15 protein-coding genes are annotated in these 16,659 nt (G+C 64.3%); 7 read left to right on the plus strand and 8 right to left on the minus strand.

Going from position 1 to position 16,659, the window contains the following annotated elements:
• Positions 1–455: 455 nt before the first annotated feature.
• Positions 456–2,549, minus strand: a complete 2,094-nt coding sequence (locus BUB39_RS01455; protein WP_139251304.1) for an AAA family ATPase — start codon at positions 2,547–2,549, stop codon at positions 456–458.
• Between the two features lie 181 nt (positions 2,550–2,730).
• Here BUB39_RS01455 and BUB39_RS01460 point away from each other — a divergent pair, with 181 nt between their 5' ends.
• Positions 2,731–3,690 carry a cation diffusion facilitator family transporter gene (locus BUB39_RS01460; protein ID WP_073051276.1) on the plus strand — a complete coding sequence of 320 codons (960 nt, stop codon included), beginning with the start codon at positions 2,731–2,733 and terminating at the stop codon, positions 3,688–3,690.
• A 155-nt stretch (positions 3,691–3,845) separates the two neighbouring features.
• Here the strand turns inward: BUB39_RS01460 and BUB39_RS01465 are convergent, their stop codons facing one another.
• From BUB39_RS01465 to BUB39_RS01475, 3 genes are all read right to left on the minus strand, one after another.
• Positions 3,846–4,430 (minus strand): NAD(P)H-dependent oxidoreductase, encoded by a 585-nt coding sequence (locus tag BUB39_RS01465; RefSeq protein WP_073052671.1) that lies wholly within the window; start codon positions 4,428–4,430, stop codon positions 3,846–3,848.
• A gap of 97 nt (positions 4,431–4,527) precedes the next feature.
• A complete protein-coding gene (locus tag BUB39_RS01470; protein WP_073051277.1) occupies positions 4,528–5,508 on the minus strand; it encodes an aldo/keto reductase in 981 nt (326 codons plus the stop codon).
• A gap of 121 nt (positions 5,509–5,629) precedes the next feature.
• On the minus strand, positions 5,630–6,115 hold the full coding sequence (locus BUB39_RS01475) for a YcgN family cysteine cluster protein (protein WP_073051278.1): 486 nt from the start codon (positions 6,113–6,115) through the stop codon (positions 5,630–5,632).
• Positions 6,116–6,228: 113 nt separating this feature from the next.
• Here BUB39_RS01475 and BUB39_RS01480 point away from each other — a divergent pair, with 113 nt between their 5' ends.
• From BUB39_RS01480 to BUB39_RS01495, 4 genes are all read left to right on the plus strand, one after another.
• The gene (locus BUB39_RS01480) at positions 6,229–8,523 is read left to right on the plus strand and encodes a transglycosylase domain-containing protein (protein WP_244540117.1); all 2,295 of its coding nucleotides are present in this window, start codon (positions 6,229–6,231) and stop codon (positions 8,521–8,523) included.
• 69 nt (positions 8,524–8,592) lie between these two features.
• The gene (locus BUB39_RS01485; protein WP_175561686.1) at positions 8,593–9,723 is read left to right on the plus strand and encodes a serine hydrolase domain-containing protein; all 1,131 of its coding nucleotides are present in this window, start codon (positions 8,593–8,595) and stop codon (positions 9,721–9,723) included.
• A 93-nt stretch (positions 9,724–9,816) separates the two neighbouring features.
• Entirely contained in the window at positions 9,817–10,389 is a 573-nt protein-coding gene (locus BUB39_RS01490) for a DUF1214 domain-containing protein (RefSeq protein WP_073051280.1), read from the plus strand.
• A 58-nt stretch (positions 10,390–10,447) separates the two neighbouring features.
• On the plus strand, positions 10,448–11,032 hold the full coding sequence (locus BUB39_RS01495) for a DUF1254 domain-containing protein (protein WP_139251305.1): 585 nt from the start codon (positions 10,448–10,450) through the stop codon (positions 11,030–11,032).
• Positions 11,033–11,113: 81 nt separating this feature from the next.
• Here BUB39_RS01495 and BUB39_RS25365 read toward each other — a convergent pair whose 3' ends face one another.
• Entirely contained in the window at positions 11,114–11,281 is a 168-nt protein-coding gene (locus tag BUB39_RS25365) for a hypothetical protein (RefSeq protein WP_175561688.1), read from the minus strand.
• A gap of 189 nt (positions 11,282–11,470) precedes the next feature.
• Between BUB39_RS25365 and BUB39_RS01505 the strand changes: the two genes are divergently transcribed.
• Complete coding sequence (locus tag BUB39_RS01505; protein ID WP_175561689.1) at positions 11,471–12,853, plus strand: DUF2336 domain-containing protein; 1,383 nt, start codon at positions 11,471–11,473, stop codon at positions 12,851–12,853.
• Here BUB39_RS01505 and BUB39_RS01510 read toward each other — a convergent pair whose 3' ends face one another.
• The 3 genes from BUB39_RS01510 to BUB39_RS01520 all read right to left on the minus strand — a co-directional run bounded on the left by BUB39_RS01510 (position 12,854) and on the right by BUB39_RS01520 (position 15,939).
• Complete coding sequence (locus BUB39_RS01510) at positions 12,854–13,192, minus strand: DUF1491 family protein (protein ID WP_073051284.1); 339 nt, start codon at positions 13,190–13,192, stop codon at positions 12,854–12,856. It abuts the gene before it with no gap.
• Positions 13,193–13,307: 115 nt separating this feature from the next.
• Positions 13,308–14,177, minus strand: coding sequence for a peptidoglycan-binding domain-containing protein (locus BUB39_RS01515; protein WP_139251306.1), 870 nt, complete (start codon positions 14,175–14,177; stop codon positions 13,308–13,310).
• Complete coding sequence (locus BUB39_RS01520) at positions 14,170–15,939, minus strand: PAS domain-containing sensor histidine kinase (RefSeq protein WP_084526829.1); 1,770 nt, start codon at positions 15,937–15,939, stop codon at positions 14,170–14,172. The genes BUB39_RS01515 and BUB39_RS01520 overlap by 8 nt, the downstream gene beginning before the upstream one ends.
• A 282-nt stretch (positions 15,940–16,221) precedes the next feature.
• Between BUB39_RS01520 and BUB39_RS01525 the strand changes: the two genes are divergently transcribed.
• Entirely contained in the window at positions 16,222–16,617 is a 396-nt protein-coding gene (locus BUB39_RS01525; RefSeq protein ID WP_073051287.1) for a DUF5330 domain-containing protein, read from the plus strand.
• Positions 16,618–16,659 lie beyond the last annotated feature (42 nt).

A 16,659-nucleotide genomic window follows, 5' to 3' on the forward strand; every position in this document is an offset into this window, starting at 1 on the left:
ACCAGGAACCAGCCTCGCCAGACCCACCCGAGCGAGCCACGCCGGCGCGCCGGACGTCCGGCCTTCGCCGCGATGACGCCCCCAAACCGGACCCCACCGCCACGCCCCGAACGCAACTTTCCGACGATGCCTGAACCCTAACGAACCAGCGTCACGCTGTCAAGGATTTTATTCCTAGATCGGTTCGACACACCGGGCGGGCAACAGGCCCCTGCCGATCGAAGGCGACACCGCCAACAAGCGCAGCCCACCAAGCCCCCGCCGTCATGGCCGGGCTCGCCCCGGCCATCCACGCCAGAGCAAGTCATGGATGCCCGGGTCAAGCCCGGGCATGACGGGCCGGAGGATTGCTCAGAGGCACGCCTGAATCCGCGTAACACCTGCTTAGCCCGAGCAACCAATCTTTGGGAGCATTTGAGGCTGGAGACCGGTTGTGCAAAACGCACGCTCGGCCATCAGAACCGCGACCGAACTAATTGTTTGGCCAACCACCGATGCAGCTTCTCAAATATAGGCTCCACAAAGCGAATTTTAACAAAATCGGCAAAGGCCAATATACTTAAGATACCCAATATTGCGGTCAGTATCCATAACCATTTTGATGAACCGGCCTCGTTATTCTGCATAAATAAAGCCGCAATTGTTGTAGCGGCAAACAATATCAGAAGCACTATCTTAATAGCCACTACAATAGAAGATGCGCGGCGATGAGCAATTCGCTCCCTTTCCGCCGCAATTTGCGCCTCTATCTCCTCCCTCGCTTCTTTCACGGCGCTCCGGACTGCGGCCCGCTCGCGCTCGAGCGCTGCCTCAAGGTCCTTCACTCGGTTCTGCTCCACGCGTTCGAGGATGGATGCCTTTTCCAGCTCGGCCCGCTCGCGTTCTTCAACTAGTTTGGCATCCTGCTCGTCCCTAACTCGCTTCTGTTCCACCTCAGCGCGACTCAATATTTCGGCCATGTTCAATTGGCGCACAACAGCAGAGCTTCCGAAGCTTTCATCTTGCGCTATTCGTCGCGCCGCTTGGACTGTCAGAGAATTCTCTCCGCTGCTAGAATACTCTTCCAGAGAATTTGAGACGACTTTCTCAATTCCTTCCCGAAAATATTTGAACCACTCCGCATCGGGACGAATAGCCGCAAAGCAATTAGTCAGTAATTCGCGCCCAGCCTTCTCAGGTGGAATAGCTTGATCCTTCAAAAGCCAAGCGATCGTTGCGATCTGCCCAAGGGATATCATCGGTGGAAAATTATTGTGCCCAAGCATACGCTGTTGGATGAGAAATCGTCGGGATTCATATACAAGAAAGTTATTGGGCGTCACGAATACATACCCGCACCCTGCCAGATCGCGTGTTCTATTTCCCTTGCGTAATCGCATTATCGATGCGAGGTATCCAGCATCGTTGGCGCGGTTCTGAGCGCTGTAGGCGCGGCCAGATCTTTTCGCCTTTACATCTAAATGCACCGAAAACGCGGCCTCGTCGATTTGGAAGCGGACAGCATTTAGTGCGCCCGACTCCAAATCATCAGCTGGGAAAATGCCAAACCGCGCCAACTGCTCAGGAAAGCTGTTCTGCAACATTCGAAGACTAGTCGTCGTAACCTCGCCATCTGCAATAGCTGCCGCCGTCTCGCCTTCTAGTTCGCCCCCAACATCCTTAACGTGAACGATCGTATTTAGTATGTTCGCTACTTCAGCCTCATTTCCTGCAAAATAGCAAATCTTCATCCCAAGATCTTGCAAGTACCTTGTTAGCTCTTCCGTCGCTATACTAAGATTCTTCCCAGAACACCCCAACTGTCGCAACAAAACCGCAGTGTCATACATAACAGTTACAGGATTATCTAGTCGCAACGTTCCGATTTCTGTGACGGAAGATATAAAATCTTCAATCAGAACCCCCATAAAAATGTGTACGATCTTCTCGAAATGATTAGGCGAATCTGTGTGAAGTCGACGAATGAACGCGCCGACGATAGCCATTTCAGCCGATTTCGGATCGATCAATGCGCCCTTTATTTTTACAATGGTTGCCGGGCTCCTGTCGGTGCGGACTCGCAGAAAGGCAATCAGGGCCTCCCCCCAGCTACCCGACGGCGGCGTCTGTGAAGAGAAGCCAACCATCGCAGCATAGGCTGCTAGCTCGGCTGCAAGATCGTCAAACTCAGTCTCAATCTCCGATTTTGCGACGTCGAACCCGCTCTCATGCGCTAGGGCGAAGTGGGCTCTTAAGTGCTGACGGTACGCCACGAAGCCTTGCTGGGTTAGCGCCTTTATAAGTTGATCAATCGCGTACTGAGGAATATCGAAGCCGAAGAATTCCTTTAAGTAGTTTTGAATGCCCTCGGCGGTAACTTGCTTACCGGCAATTTTGTTGGTGTACGGCGCCACGAATGGAATAAGACAATCAAGAGCATCTCGTACAGGATTTGCGCTGATTTCTGTGCGCCTAAACGCCGCCCAGAGGAACGCGTATGCCTTAGCCTCTCTATTGGCGCCCTTCAACTCAAACAGATCGTCGATTGTGGTTTTGGCTTCGGCGTTCACGCGGCCCCCCAGCACACAGTTTGAGCGTTTCACTTATCAGATCGGTCTCAGACTAATCTCTACAACCGGAGATGACCTTGGCAATAGGCGTCGTTCAGCACGCGGCCTTGTCCCGTCGAACAGTCGCAGAGCGATGCAGCCCCACCCTTCCCCATTCCCCCGCGCCGTGCGATCACGGCGCATGTCGAGCCCTGAACCCTCCCCCGCCCTTTCCGTGAACCGTGAGCAAGCCGTCCTCCGCATTTCCGTCGTCGCGACGGTGGCGCTGGCGGTGTTTGGCGTCTTGATCGGGTTGATGACCGGGTCTTCGGCGATCATCTTCGACGGCGTCTATGCGCTGACCGATGCCGTGATGACGCTGGTGGCGCTTTCGGTCGCCAGCCTGATTGCCAGCTCGACGTCGGGGCTTTCGCCGCGCGGCAAGCTTGCCGAGCGTTTCACGATGGGGTTCTGGCATCTGGAGCCGATCGTTCTGCTCCTGAACGGCACGCTTTTGATGGGCGCGGCCACCTATGCGCTGATCAACGCGGTCATGACGCTTCTTGCCGGCGGCAATGACCTGCCCTTCGAGGCGGCGATGCTCTATGCGGCGATCGCGATGACGGCGGCTGCTGGCATGGCGTTCTACTGCCACCGCGCCAACCGCGCGATCGGCTCGGACTTCATCGCGCTCGACACCAAGTCGTGGCTGATGTCGTCGGCGCTGAGCGCCGCGCTCCTCGTCGCTTTCGTGTTCGGCTGGGGGGTCGAGAATACGCGGCTGGCCGGCCTCGCGCCCTTCGTCGATCCGGCGGCGCTGGCGCTCGTCTGCCTCGCGATCATCCCGATCCCCATCGGCACGGTGCGCCGGGCGCTCGCCGATATCTTGCTCGTCACGCCTCCCGGCCTCAAGCAGGAGGTCGACGCGGTGGCGGCGGCGGTCGTCGCGCGCGAGGGATTCCTCTCCTATCGCGCCTATGTCGCACGGGTCGGCCGCGGCAAGCAGATCGAGATCTATTTCATCGTGCCGGCAGGACGGCCGGCGCAGCCGCTCGAGGCCTGGGACCGGCTGCGCGACGAGATCGGCACGGCGATCGGCGGCGAGAGCCCGGATCGCTGGCTCACCATCGCCTTCACCACCGATCCCGAATGGGCCGATTGAGGCGCGCGGCCGGGCGCTGATCGTGCCGGGTCGCCGGCCGGAGCGGCGACCGGAGAAGCGCCCCCCGCGCCTCTCGTCGCCCCTCCGGCCGCGCCCTCCCGGGCCTTGCGGGCCGCGCGTTTCCGCGCAGCCGTTCGGTTCAGTCCCCGCGTCCGTCAATTGCCCCGCGAACCATGGGCACGCATCTCCTCCAGCCAGGCGGCGCGCTGCTCGGCGCTCGCGCCCTCGACATTGCCGCAAAGGCTTTCATGCACCGGCCTGATGCCGACGAAATCGAGGATGTTGCGCTCCATGCCCTTGACGCCATGGGCGCCGAAGAACCAGCGATAGACCAGCGCCGGCATGCCCATGGTCACGACGAGGCGGGCCGAGCGGCCGGCGAGCAGCTTCTTCGGGAAGCCGTTTTCCTGATAGGCGAAGGCCGTGCCGGGGCGGAACACCTGTTCGAGGAAGGCTTTGACCAGCGCCGGCATCGTGCCGAGCCAGAGCGGGAAGACCATGACGATATGTTCGCTGGCGCCGATCGCCGCGGCGGCCGGGGCAAGGCTCGGCGGCACCGCGCCATGCTCGAATTCGTCCTTGGTACGCATGAACGGGATGTCGAGCCTGGCGAGGCGGATCACCTCGACACTGTGGCCGGCGGCGCGGGCGCCCTCCGCATAGGCATCGGCGAGCGCGTTGCAGAAGCGCCCGCCGGCCGGGTCCGGATGTCCGTCGATGATGACGATGCGCTTGCTCAGCGGCCTGCTCCATGGTCGTTGGAGCAAGCCTAACGGCGCTGATGCGCCTCGCCTTGACGTCGATCAAAGCGCGCGGCGCATCGGCTTTTTGCGGCGCTCAGACGAAGCCGGCCACCGCATGCGGCACATAGGGCGCCTCGAGATGGGCGAGCTCGTAGTCGTCGAGCTTGACGGACAGCGCGCCGGCGGCGTCCTCGAGATGCTCGATCTTGGTCGCGCCGACGATCGGCGCCGTGACCGGCGATTTCTGCAGCACCCAGGCGAGCGCCACCTGCGCGCGGGCGATGCCCCGCTCGGACGCAACATGCGCGACGGCCTCGACCACCTTCTTGTCGGCATCGGCGGTCTTCTCATAGAGGCTCTTGCCGAATTCGTCCGTCTCGGCGCGCGCGGTCTGCGCGTCCCAGTCGCGGGTCAGGCGGCCGCGGGCGAGCGGGCTCCAGGGCAAGACGCCGATGCCCTCGGCGCGGCAGAGCGGCAGCATCTCGCGCTCCTCCTCGCGGTAGAGCAGGTTCACATAGTCCTGCATCGAGACGAAGCGCGCCCAGCCATGCTTGTCGGAGGTGGCGAGCATCTGCGCGAACTGCCAGGCATACATCGAGGACGCCCCGATATAGCGGGCCTTGCCAGCGCGGACGATGTCGTTCAGCGCCTCCAGCGTCTCCTCGATCGGCGTCGCCGGATCGAAGCGGTGGATCTGGTAGAGATCGATATAGTCCGTTCCGAGCCGCTTCAGGCTGGCATCGACCTCGGACAGGATGGCTTTGCGGGAAAGTCCGGCGCCATTCGGGCCCGGGCGCATTCGGCCGAACACCTTGGTGGCGATGACGACATCGTCGCGCTTCGCAAAGTCCTTCAGCGCGCGGCCGACATATTCCTCGCTCGTCCCCTCCGAATAGGCATTGGCCGTATCGAAGAAATTGATGCCGAGATCGAGCGCCTTGCGGATGAACGGCCGGCTCTCCTCCTCGCTCAGCGACCAGCTATGCGTCCCCTTGGCCGGGTCGCCATAGCTCATGCAACCGAGGCAGATCCGCGAGACTTCGAGGCCGGTCTGGCCGAGGCGCGTGTAATCCATGGCGCGTATCCTCCGATCAAGGGCGGGAAAGGCAATGCGAAAGGTAAGGCGAGCTTAGCGCAGTCGCCGCGCCGATCGTAGTCGACAATTTGTGATAGCCGGCGGCGGGAATTGCGCGCGGCTAGTCGGGGCGCTCCGCCGGCCACGTGACGAGGAAGTCCTCATAGTCCTCGATCGCGACATCGGCTTCGCTGATCGTGCGGCCGGTCACCGAGATGCCGGCTTCGTGGACGGTTTCTGCATCGCCGGAGATCAGCGGGTGCCACCAATAGAGGTCGCGCCCCTCGGCGACGAGCCGATAGCCGCAGGTGCCCGGCAGCCAGGAGAGCGTGCGCACCTTTTCGGGGTCGAGGGGGATGCAGTCGGGCACGCGGGTGGTGCGGTTCGGATAATCGGAGCAGCGGCAGCTTTCGTCGTCAAGCAGCTGGCAGGCGATCGCCGTCCAGACGATCTCGCCGGTGTCCCAATCCTCCAGCTTGTTCAGGCAGCAGCGCGCGCACCCGTCGCACAGCGACTCCCATTCGGCCGTGCTCATCTCCTCGAGCGTCAGGCGCTTCCAGAAGGGAAGTTCGGAATCGGAGGCGTTGCCGTTTTCTTGAACGGGCATGGGAGTTGCGTATCCTTAATCAATCGTCCAGAACCGGATGGTCCAGGCGGCACTCTGTCCGACAATGGAACAGATGATCGCCGGATGGTCCACAACGTGCCCCGGAACAGGCTTTGCCGAAGGTCATCGATCGTATCACGGCTTGGTTCGGACGGCGGCGCGGCGTTTTTGCGCCGGGCGACGATGCGGCCAGGCGTTCGGGAAATGATCTGGTCCGGACGCTGCGCGGCGCCGAGACATCAGATCCCGCCAAGCCGCCTAAACCGCGCGGGCTTCGGCTGATCGAAATCGACGCGCTGATCGATTCCGGCCTCTTCACGCTCTGGCACCAGCTGGTCGAAAGCGCGGAAGGCGCCTCCCGCTTCATGCGGCGCTTCCGTGTCAGCGGTTTTGCCCGCGTGCCGGTCGAGCTGTTCGGTGACGGGCTGACGCTTGCCTCTGGCGGCGGCATCGTCCTGTTGATGCTGGCTCTACCCGCCTTCGACGCGACGCGGGGCGACTGGATGGCGCAGCAGGATTACTCGGTCACCTTCCTTGATCGTTTCGGCGCCGAAATCGGCAAGCGCGGCGTCCGCCATTCGGAAGCCGTGCCGCTGGAGGAGATGCCGGACAGCCTGATCAAGGCGACGCTCGCCACCGAGGATCGCCGCTTCTACACGCATTTCGGCATCGACATCCTCGGCACAACGCGTGCGCTGTTCGAAAACCTGCGCTCCGACGCGGTCGTCCAGGGCGGATCGTCGATCACCCAGCAGCTCGCCAAGAACCTCTTCCTGTCCAACGAGCGGACAATCGACCGCAAGATCAAGGAAGCGTTCCTAGCGCTGTGGCTCGAGAGCAATCTCTCCAAGCACGACATCCTGCAGCTCTATCTCGACCGTGCCTATATGGGCGGCGGCAATTTCGGGGCGGCGGCGGCAGCTGAGTTTTATTTCGGCAAGAAGGTCACCGATCTCGACCTCGCGGAATCGGCGATGCTTGCTGGGCTCTACAAGGCGCCGACCCGCTACGCCCCGCATGTGAACCTGCCGGCCGCCCGCGCCAGGGCCAATGAAGTGCTGACCAATATGGTGCAGGCCGGATTTCTCACCGAAGGCCAGGTACTCGGGGCGCGCCGGAAGCCTGCCGACGTGGCGCGCGCAAGCGCAGTCGCCGAGCCCGACTATTTCCTCGACTGGGCCTTTGACGAGGTGAAGAAGCAGGTGCCGGATGGCGATCGCAGCCTGACGGTCCGCACGACGGTAGATCTCGGTCTCGAACAGGCAGCCGATGACGCCATCGAGAGTTCGCTGCGCGAATCCGGCGAGCGTTATCGGGTCACCCAGGCCGCGATGGTGATCGCCGAGCCGGACGGCGCCGTGCGCGCGATGGTGGGTGGACGCGACTATGGCGAGAGCCAGTTCAATCGCGCCACCGACGCATTGCGCCAGCCGGGGTCGTCGTTCAAGCCCTTCGTCTATACCGCGGCCATCCAACATGGCTACACGCCGCAGACGATCGTCCGCGACGCGCCGATCTCGATCGGCAACTGGTCGCCCAAGAACTATGGCGGTCGGTTCATGGGCAATATTCCGCTGACTACAGCGCTGATCCACTCGCTCAACACGGTTGCCGTCCGGCTTGCCGGTGTCGTCGGCCGCGAGACCATCATCGACCTCGCCCACCGCATGGGTATCACCACGAAGATCATCAATTCGAAGTCGCTTCCGCTCGGCGCCACCGAGGTCAATGTGCTCGACATGACCGGCGCCTACGCCGTTTTCGCCAATGGCGGTCTCCGCGCAAAGCCCTATGCCTTCACGGAGATCATCAATAGCCAGGGCGACGTGGTGTTCGACCGCAAGCGCGACATCCCGGCGCCGTCACGAGTTCTCGACGCCGATACCGTTGGCAAGATGAATTATATGCTCTCGCAGGTGCCGGAGCGTGGTACGGGCCGCGCCGCCAAGCTTCAGGGCATCAAGACCGCTGGCAAGACCGGCACCACCAACGCCTATCGCGACGCCTGGTTCATGGGCTTCACCGGCAACTATGTCGGTGGCGTCTGGTTCGGTAATGACGACTTCACCTCATCGAACAAGATGACGGGCGGCTCGCTGCCCGCGCAGACCTGGAACAAGGTGATGACCGTCGCTCATAACGGAATCACCTTGAAGCCGATCCCCTATCTCGACGTCCCGCCGCAGGATGGCGATCGCCCCGAGGCGGTGGCAGCATTGGACGCTGCCGGCCAGGCACCGCTCATGCTCTCCGGCGCGACGACGGCGCGGCTGATCGAAATCGACACCTTGCTGCGCGATGCACCGCCTGTACACGCCGACGAGGCGGCCGCCGTCACACCCCGGCGTGCGAGCGGGCTTGCCGAGCTCGAAAAGGCGAGCGGACGTCTGACTTCGGTGACGCGCTGAACGACCCCGCCTTGAGCCGGTCATGCGGCTCGGCTATCCCAGATCGTCCCTCTCGCCGGAGCCATCCCCGTGACCGCAACATCCTCGACCCTTGACCGCTCGGCGCTCGCCAGCCGGATCGACGCCGTGATCGATGCCGCCGTTGGCGCAGGGAGCATCGTCGGCACCGTGGTGATGGTCGCGCAGGATGGCGATATCGCTTATGCGCGCGCAGCCGGCCATGCCGATCGCGAAGCCGGTCTTGCTACGCGCGAGGATACGATCTTCCGCCTCGCCTCTGTCACCAAGCCGATGGTCGCCGCCACTGCGCTCGCCTTCGTCGATGACGGCGTCATCGGTGTCGATGATCCGGTCACGCGCTTCCTACCGGCGTTTCAGCCGAAGCTTGCCGATGGGAGCACGCCAGTCATCACGGTTCGTCACCTGCTGACGCATACCAGCGGCCTCATCTACGGCTATGATCCCGCCGCCGGGATTTGCGAGGGCATCGCCGGACCAAGCCTCTCGATGGCGGAGAATCTTGCCCGCATCGCGGGTCAGCCGCTCGCCTTTACGCCGGGATCTGCCTTCCGCTATTCGGTCGCGATCGATGTGCTCGGCGGCCTCCTGGAGAGTGCCGCCGGCGCGAGCCTCCCGGAGCTTGTCGCTGCCAAGGTGACGGGACCACTCGGCCTTACAGATACCGAGTTCCACCCCTCGACGATGGATCGCCTCGCCACTGCCTATGCTGACGGTGTCGACAGAGCCGTGCGGATGAACGATCCGCACACCGTCAGCAATGGCGAGATGAACTTCACCTTCTCGCCGTCGCGCGCCTTCGACCGCGAGACCTTTGCGTCCGGGGGCGCCGGCATGGTCGGGACTGCGCCGGACTTCCTGCGTTTCCTCGAAGCCGTGCGCCAGGGCGGCGCGCCGATCCTGTCGCCGGCAAGCGTCGATCTCCTGACCACGAACGCCATCGGCGATTTCGATACCAGCGTTGCCGGACGGGGTTTCAGCCTTGGCTGGTCGATCTTTCACCACCCCGAGGCAAGCGGAGCGCCCGTGTCGCCAGGCACATGGCAGTGGGGTGGTGTCTATGGCCACTCCTGGTTCGTCGATCCCATTCGTGCGCTGTCGGTCGTTTCGTTCAGCAATACGGCGCTCGCCGGTGTCGGCGGGCCCTATCCCGATGCGATCCGCGACGCCGTCTACGGCTAAGCAAGCCGCCGCATTCTTCCCGCCGACGACCTGGGATGGTTGGCGCCGCGCCGGACGAACAGCTATCGTGAATGGCCTCAACCGGGTCAAAGCGTGCGCCTGCTGATCAATCTTCTCGTTGCGATCGCCATCGCAGTCATCGTCGGCCTTGGTTCGGCCTGGCTGGTACTCGATCGCGAGCGGATTTTCGGCGCGATGACGCGTGGGGCCTGGACGGCCTGGCCGGAACTCGGCAGTCCCAATGCCGACCCCTACAGCCGCGCCGAGCTTGCCCGCAGCGGCGCACTGCCGCTTGGCGACGGCGAGGGTATCGCTTTCGTCGCCGACAGCGATGACAGCGGCGCGGCGCTTACGGACCGCTGCAACTATGTCGTCAGCGGTCAGACGCCGGCCGCGCGGCTGTGGACACTCACCGTAACCGACCGCGCCGGAAACCTCTTCGAGACCCCGGCCCATCGGCATGGCTTTCACGCGCGCGAAATCCTCCGCCGTGAGGACGGCAGCTTTGCGATCGCCCTTTCCGGCGAGCCTCAGCCGGGCAACTGGCTGCCTGTCACCGGGAGCGGCCCGCTGCGCCTGACGCTGCGCCTCTATGATACGCCGCTGACCTCCAGCGGCATTGGCGAGGCGACCCTGCCGGCGATCACGAGGAAGGCCTGCCGATGACGGCGCATCGCAAGGCGTTTGCGACCGCATGGTTCGCCACGAATGGGAAGCCGCGCCGATGAAGCGCCTGCTCCTCTATGGTCTTGGCGGCTTGCTGCTGGGTGGCATCATCCATATCGCGGCGATCCTGCTGGTGCCGGACTTTGCGACCCGCGATGCCTGGACTTCCCTCGGGCGGCTTGGTCCGGATGGCGTCTTCCATCTTCTGCCGGAGGGCGACGCCGGCACGACAGGGCTGACCGATCTCGATCCAGCCATGGCTCATGCCGCCTGCCGTTTCACGCTGCTGGAAGGCCCGATCCGCATTCGGGCAAAGATGCCGGATGAATTCTGGTCGCTCGCGGTCTTCGATCGGCGCGGCAGCAATGTCTACAGCCTCAATGACCGCACCGCCGAGCGCAGCGACATCGACCTTGTGATCGCGACGCCGCTGCAGATGGCCAAACTGCGCGAGAACCCGCTTCCGGCACTCGACCGCGCCATCATCATCGAACTGCCGCTCACACGCGGCTTCCTGCTGATCCGCGCCTTCGTGCCGAATCCGACGCTCGCCCCGGCCGCTGAAACCGCCCTTCGATCGGCGGATTGCGCGGCCAGCCTGACGGCGCCTGATAATGGCAGCGACCCTTCCGCGGCCCCCTAGAACGGCGCCGATGCTCGCGAGCGCCTCTCGCAATCCGTCCATTCTAGCCAGACGTCGAGCCCGATCACCCGGTGTCCGGAGTCAACCGCCTGCCTTGGCAGGAGCAGGCTGCGGCAGTGTCGGAGGGGGCGGACTCTCGCGCTCGATGCGGACGCCGGAAAAGATGACAATTTCGCCGCGCGGCGCGCCCTTTTGCAGCGGGCGAGCGCGGCGGCGCGTTGCCGTCGTGTAGGGCAGGATGCTTCCCATGCGGCCCCCTCGGAGATCCGGCGGTTCGATCTCGTCGAACGTCCTGGATGCTCTCGGCTTGATGAAAATCATTAAAACGCCCGCAAGGTTAACAGTCCGTCAACGACTTGCCGCGAGAGTGTTCATCGAGCGCTTCGCTCTCCTGGTACCCGCGTCATCATGCATCCCTCATTTCCTTCGGATGGTCTCATGGCTATGGCCGTGTCCAACCAGCAAAGCCGCGATGCCGCCCTTCTCAGGGCGACCACGGAGCTGTTCGTGCTCGAGGCAACCCACGACCCGGACGAGATCCGCCGGTTCGAGGAACTCGCAACTCATTTCCTGCCGCGCGTTTCAGCGGCCGATCGGGCATTCGTCGCCGAGCGGCTGTCGAAGAGCAAGGACGCGCCGTCGGCGATCCTGCGCCAGCTCGGCAAGGATCTCGTCGAGGTCGCGAGCCCGATCCTGAAGCGCTCCCCGGCGCTCGGCGAATTCGACTTTCTCACCATCATGGCCTCGACCGGCCATGCCCATCACCGGCTGATTGCGACCCGAACCGATCTCTCCCCGCTCGTCGTCGCCGCCTTGCGGCTGACCGAGGATGCCGAGGTCGTCGCGCGCGTCGCGCACTACCCGGAAGTGATGACCGAGAGCGAGGCGCTGGCCGCAGAGGCAGAGCAGGCGACCGAAGTCGCCGACGAGCGCGCGCCCCCGGTCGAACTGGCGGCCGCAGCCGAGCCTGCCGATCTGCCTCCGATCCCGGCTGAAGCTCTGGCGATCAGCGATACGCCGGACGAAGTGCCGGCCAGCCCCGAAGCGCGTGAGATCTTCGCCGCCGTGCGTGCTCTCGCCTTCACCTTCGAGGCGCAGGAGCGTGAACGCCTGCAGACTGCGGTGTCCGCGCCGGCCCCCGCCACGGCCGAGCCGGCTGCACCCGCAACGGCAGCCGCAGAACCCGCACCGGCAGCGCCTGAGCCGCAGGCTGAAACGCCTGCCCCGACTGCGCCGCGCGGCGCCGCCGCGTTTCTGGACCTCGACCGGTCAGAACGGCTCGCATTGCTGCAGGAGGTTGCCGGCCATCCTGCTTCCCCTCGCGCAGGCACGTCCGTCATTGATGCGGATCATGCCTTCCGGCTGGCGCTCGGTAAGGCGCGCCTTGCCTCGCTCGCCCGGAAGCGTCAGCGCGAGGCCCTGATCCGCACATTGGCACAGGGGCTTCGGCTGCCGGAGGTCGAAGTCGCCGCGCTGATGGACGACCCATCCGGCGAGGCTTTGGTGGTCCTCCTGCGCGGGATTGGTCTTTCGGAAGACGAGGCGCAGCATGTCCTGCTGTTCGCCAATCCCGTTGTCGCGGCAGGCATCGAGAATTTCGAACGGCTGGCGCGGCTTTTGGCAGAGACCAAGGAAAGCGTCGCGGCGGAGCTCATCGCCGGCTGGCGAAGCGGCGAAGCGCAGCAGAAACCCGGTCATGCACCTCTCTTCGCAGACGTCGAACTGCGGCGCAGCATCATCCCGGCTGCCATGCAGCCACGGCGCGAGGCCGCATCGCAGGAGCCTCCGGAGCGCAGCATCTTCGGTCTCAGGAGCCGCTAATCAGTCGACCAGCTCAAGCAGTGGGTCGCCTGATTTCTGCTCGAGTTCAACCACCCAGAGGTCAGGATCGAATCGGGTCTCCGATTCGATCCGCGACGAGAGCCTTTCGCGGTCGATCCCGCCCTCGATGAGACTGAACAGCCGGTCGGGTGGCCGGTCGGTCCCAAACGCGCTCTGCGGCGCTTGGCCATAGAGGTCGAACGTTCCGTCGAGGCGATCGACGACCACGAAGATCGCGCCCGCCTCCTGCGCGCCTCGCCGCGTCACTGCCGCGAAGCCGCCCTCAACAAAAGCACGCCGCACATAGGCCGCAACCCAAAGCGCCGATGTCACGCGCATCGTTCTTGTTCCTGACGTCGGGTCTGAAGATGAATGATAGGCCGCTATCGGTGCAACAGCATGGTTATCGTAGCGCAGAGCGTTCAACCGGCTGCTGGGAGGGACGTTCCCCGCGCTAGATCGACTTCATCGCGCCGATCATCACCAACTTCGCCATCAGCGCGTCGTCGGCCTCGCCCGTGAGAGCCAGTCCGTTGTCGAGCTGGAAGCGGCGGATCGCATCCTCGGTATCGCCGCCGCCCTTGCCGTCAACACGGATCGGACCATAGCCGATGTCGTTCAGCGCCGTCTGCACCTTGCGGATGCGCGCCGCGGACTGGGCGTGATCGATAGATCCCGTCGCGGTCGGATCGGAAGCGGCTGGATCCGTCGCGCCGCTGGCCGAGGTCGGAATGAGGGCCGGAGGCACGATCTCGTCGGGCGTCGCAGCGCTCGTGCGGGGTAGAGCCTTCTTCAATTGCACCAGCAGACGTGCGCTTGGCTGGCCCGTCGGCACGAGGCCGATGCGCATCTCGAAGGACGACAGAGCCGCGCGAGTCTGTGGTCCGATCTTGCCGTCGATCGGCCCGTCATAGAGTTTCAGCGCCGCCAGCGCGCGCTGCGTATCGGCGACCAGCGTCGCGGAATCTGGCGCCGCGGTCGGCAGCGGCGGAGCATTTGCGGCAGCCACTGCAGGTGTCTGGCTAGTGCTGAGACTGGCGCTCGGACTCGGGCTTGCGACCGTAGCGGCCCGGGTCTTTGGCGCTGGCGCGGCCGTCTCTTCGTCACCCGCGCGCGTGACAAAGAAGGGCGCGGGATGATGCGCGGTCTGGAAATAAGCGGCATTTGAGATGATCGTGCCGATCACCATCACGACCATGACGAAACCGCCCGAGCGCACCGGATTCTCGATGACGAGATCCGTCAGGCGGCCGAAAAGGCCGTCCGCTTCGGTGTAGACGTCGCGCCGCCGCACGGGGCGCGGTTTCGCTGCCCGTTCACGCAATGCGTCGCTCCCTCTCGAAAGCGACCGCGTCCCTATCAGCAACGCGCCGCTCGGCGGCCGGCTTTGCCCTTTCGGCCGGCAATGTTACCGAAATCGTGGTGCCGCGGCCGGGTGCGCTGTCGATGGCGAGGCTCCCGCCATGCAGATGAACGAGGCCTTTGACGACCGAAAGCCCGAGGCCCGTCCCCTCATAGCGGCGATTGATGTCCGCATCGGCCTGGACGAAGGGCGTGCCGAGGCGTGGCAGGTCTTCAGGTGCGATGCCGATCCCGGTGTCGATGACCTCAATGATAACTCCGCTCCCGGTCTGCCGGCTTGCGACCGTGATTGTGCCGCCAGCCTCCGTGAACTTCACCGCATTGGAGAGGAGATTGAGCAGGATCTGCTTGCAGGCGCGGCGGTCGGCAATGACGGCCGGTAGTCCCGGCTCGAGGCGCCGCACCAGCTTGAGTTGCCGGCTGGCGATCTGGTGCGACATCATCTCGATCGCGCTGTCGACAAGGCCAGCGACCGGCACGGGCTCGACGTGGATCTCGAAGCGACCCGCCTCGATCTTCGACATGTCGAGAATGGTGTTGACCACGTCCAGCAAATGCTCGCCGGAGGAGCGGATCAGGCGAGCATAGTCATGATGCCGTTCAAACTCGAAACGGCCGAACAGCTGCTGTTCGAGGATATCGGAGAAACCGATGATCGCGTTGAGCGGCGTGCGGAGTTCGTGGCTCATATTGGCCAGGAACTGGCTCTTGGCGCGGTTGGCCTGCTCGGCTGCGCTGCAGGCTTCGGCGAAGGCCGTTTCCTGCGCCTTGCGGCTGCTGACATCGCGCGTGACGGCGACCACCGTCCGTCCCGACGCGGGGTCGATGACGGGCCGGCAGCGCATTTCGGCCCAAAGATAGGGACCGGTGTCGCCGGCTCCCGAGCGCAGGCGGAATTCGGCGGTGATGGCCTCGCCAGTGCGGTCGGCCTCCGACAGCGCCCGCAGGAAGGCGGGCCGGTCGGCAATATGGACGCGGTGGAACAGGCCTTGGCCAACGAGGTCCGCCGGCGGACAGCCGACCAACGCGCGCGCCGCTGGCGAGGCGAAGCCGACATCGCCGTTGGCGGTGTGGCGGGTGATGAGATCAGTGGCGTTGTCGGCAAGCAACCGGTAGCGGGTATCGCCAAGACGCGCCGCAAGACGCGCCTCGTTATGGACGGTCTCGATCCTGATCGCGATCAGCACGGCATAAAGCACCGCGCTGCCGATGACGGCCGGCGCGAAGAGCGGCGACAGGGCGAACGGCACCGGCGACACCCCCGCCAAAGCGAGCGCCCAGAGAGCGCCAAGCGCCGCGGCGGCCAGGGCGGCTGCGCTGACGACCACGCGCCGCGAGCCGGACAACGCCGCTTCGGCCGGCACCACCGCGAGCCAGGCCAGCGCCGGCGACGCCAGCCCACCCGTGAAGGCGGCGATCCAGCCAACGAGGCCGGTCAGCGACAGGGCGGAGAGCAGATGCGCATCGGCATAGCGGCCCGTGCGCGAAAGGAAGGCGGCGATCGGTAGCGGCGTCACCAGCCACAGGAAGGCAACCGCGACGGCGGGCGACGGCAGGCCTGCGAAGGCCAGCCAGAGCGGCATCGCCATCAGCGCGGCGAGCCCTGCGGCGAGATGGGCGGCGATGAACGCGCGATGACGACCCGCGACAAGCGTATCGCCCGTCGCCGAGCCATGTACCAGCCCGTCCATGATCCGCCGCAAGGGCTCTAAGGAAACCGTCATACGCAAAACACTGTTGGCGGCGCAGTTCCGGCCTTCGGCCGCGCCCCGCAAGACGCCTCTTGCGGGATAAGGTCATGCTCTCAGTTCCGGCTTAAGGAACGCTGAAGGTAGGATCTGGCCGGGCTGGTCCGGCGAAGCGGAACCTGCCCGGCAGATCGATAAAATTTGAATCAACATTCCCTGAAAAGCTGAACGCAGCCTTCAATCACCCCGTGCATTGTCCTCCTCAGATCACGGATTACGTGACTGCCTCAGCTTGTATCTGCGTTCGGAGGGCACCTCATGTTCATCATTCGCGCCGCGTTCTGGCTGTCGATCGTGCTGCTGCTCATTCCGGGCGACCCGGCCACGGGCGGCAAGAGCGCAAGCGCAGGCGCCGTCGACGCCGTGCTGGCGGCGCGCGCGGTCGTCGCCGATCTCTCCAGCATCTGCAGCCGGCAGCCCGATGTGTGCGAGCATGGCGGGGCAGCCTTGCAAGCTGTCGGTGCACGCGCCTGGCAGGGCGCGGCGACTCTTGTTTCTCGTTTCGACGGCAGCGCATCGCCGGAGCCGGCCACTGCCGCGCCCGCCACGCTCGGTACATTGACGAGCGATGACGCATCCCCGGCCTGGCAGCCGCCGGTCAAGGCCACCGGTCATCCGCCGAAGCCTTTGGCAAAAGGCGCCGGTAACGCCTGAGGCGCCCATACTGGCGGCCACCCGACAAGCGCGGCCGGTCTT

The sequence above is a fragment of the Kaistia soli DSM 19436 genome (assembly GCF_900129325.1).
Lineage (GTDB): Bacteria > Pseudomonadota > Alphaproteobacteria > Rhizobiales > Kaistiaceae > Kaistia > Kaistia soli.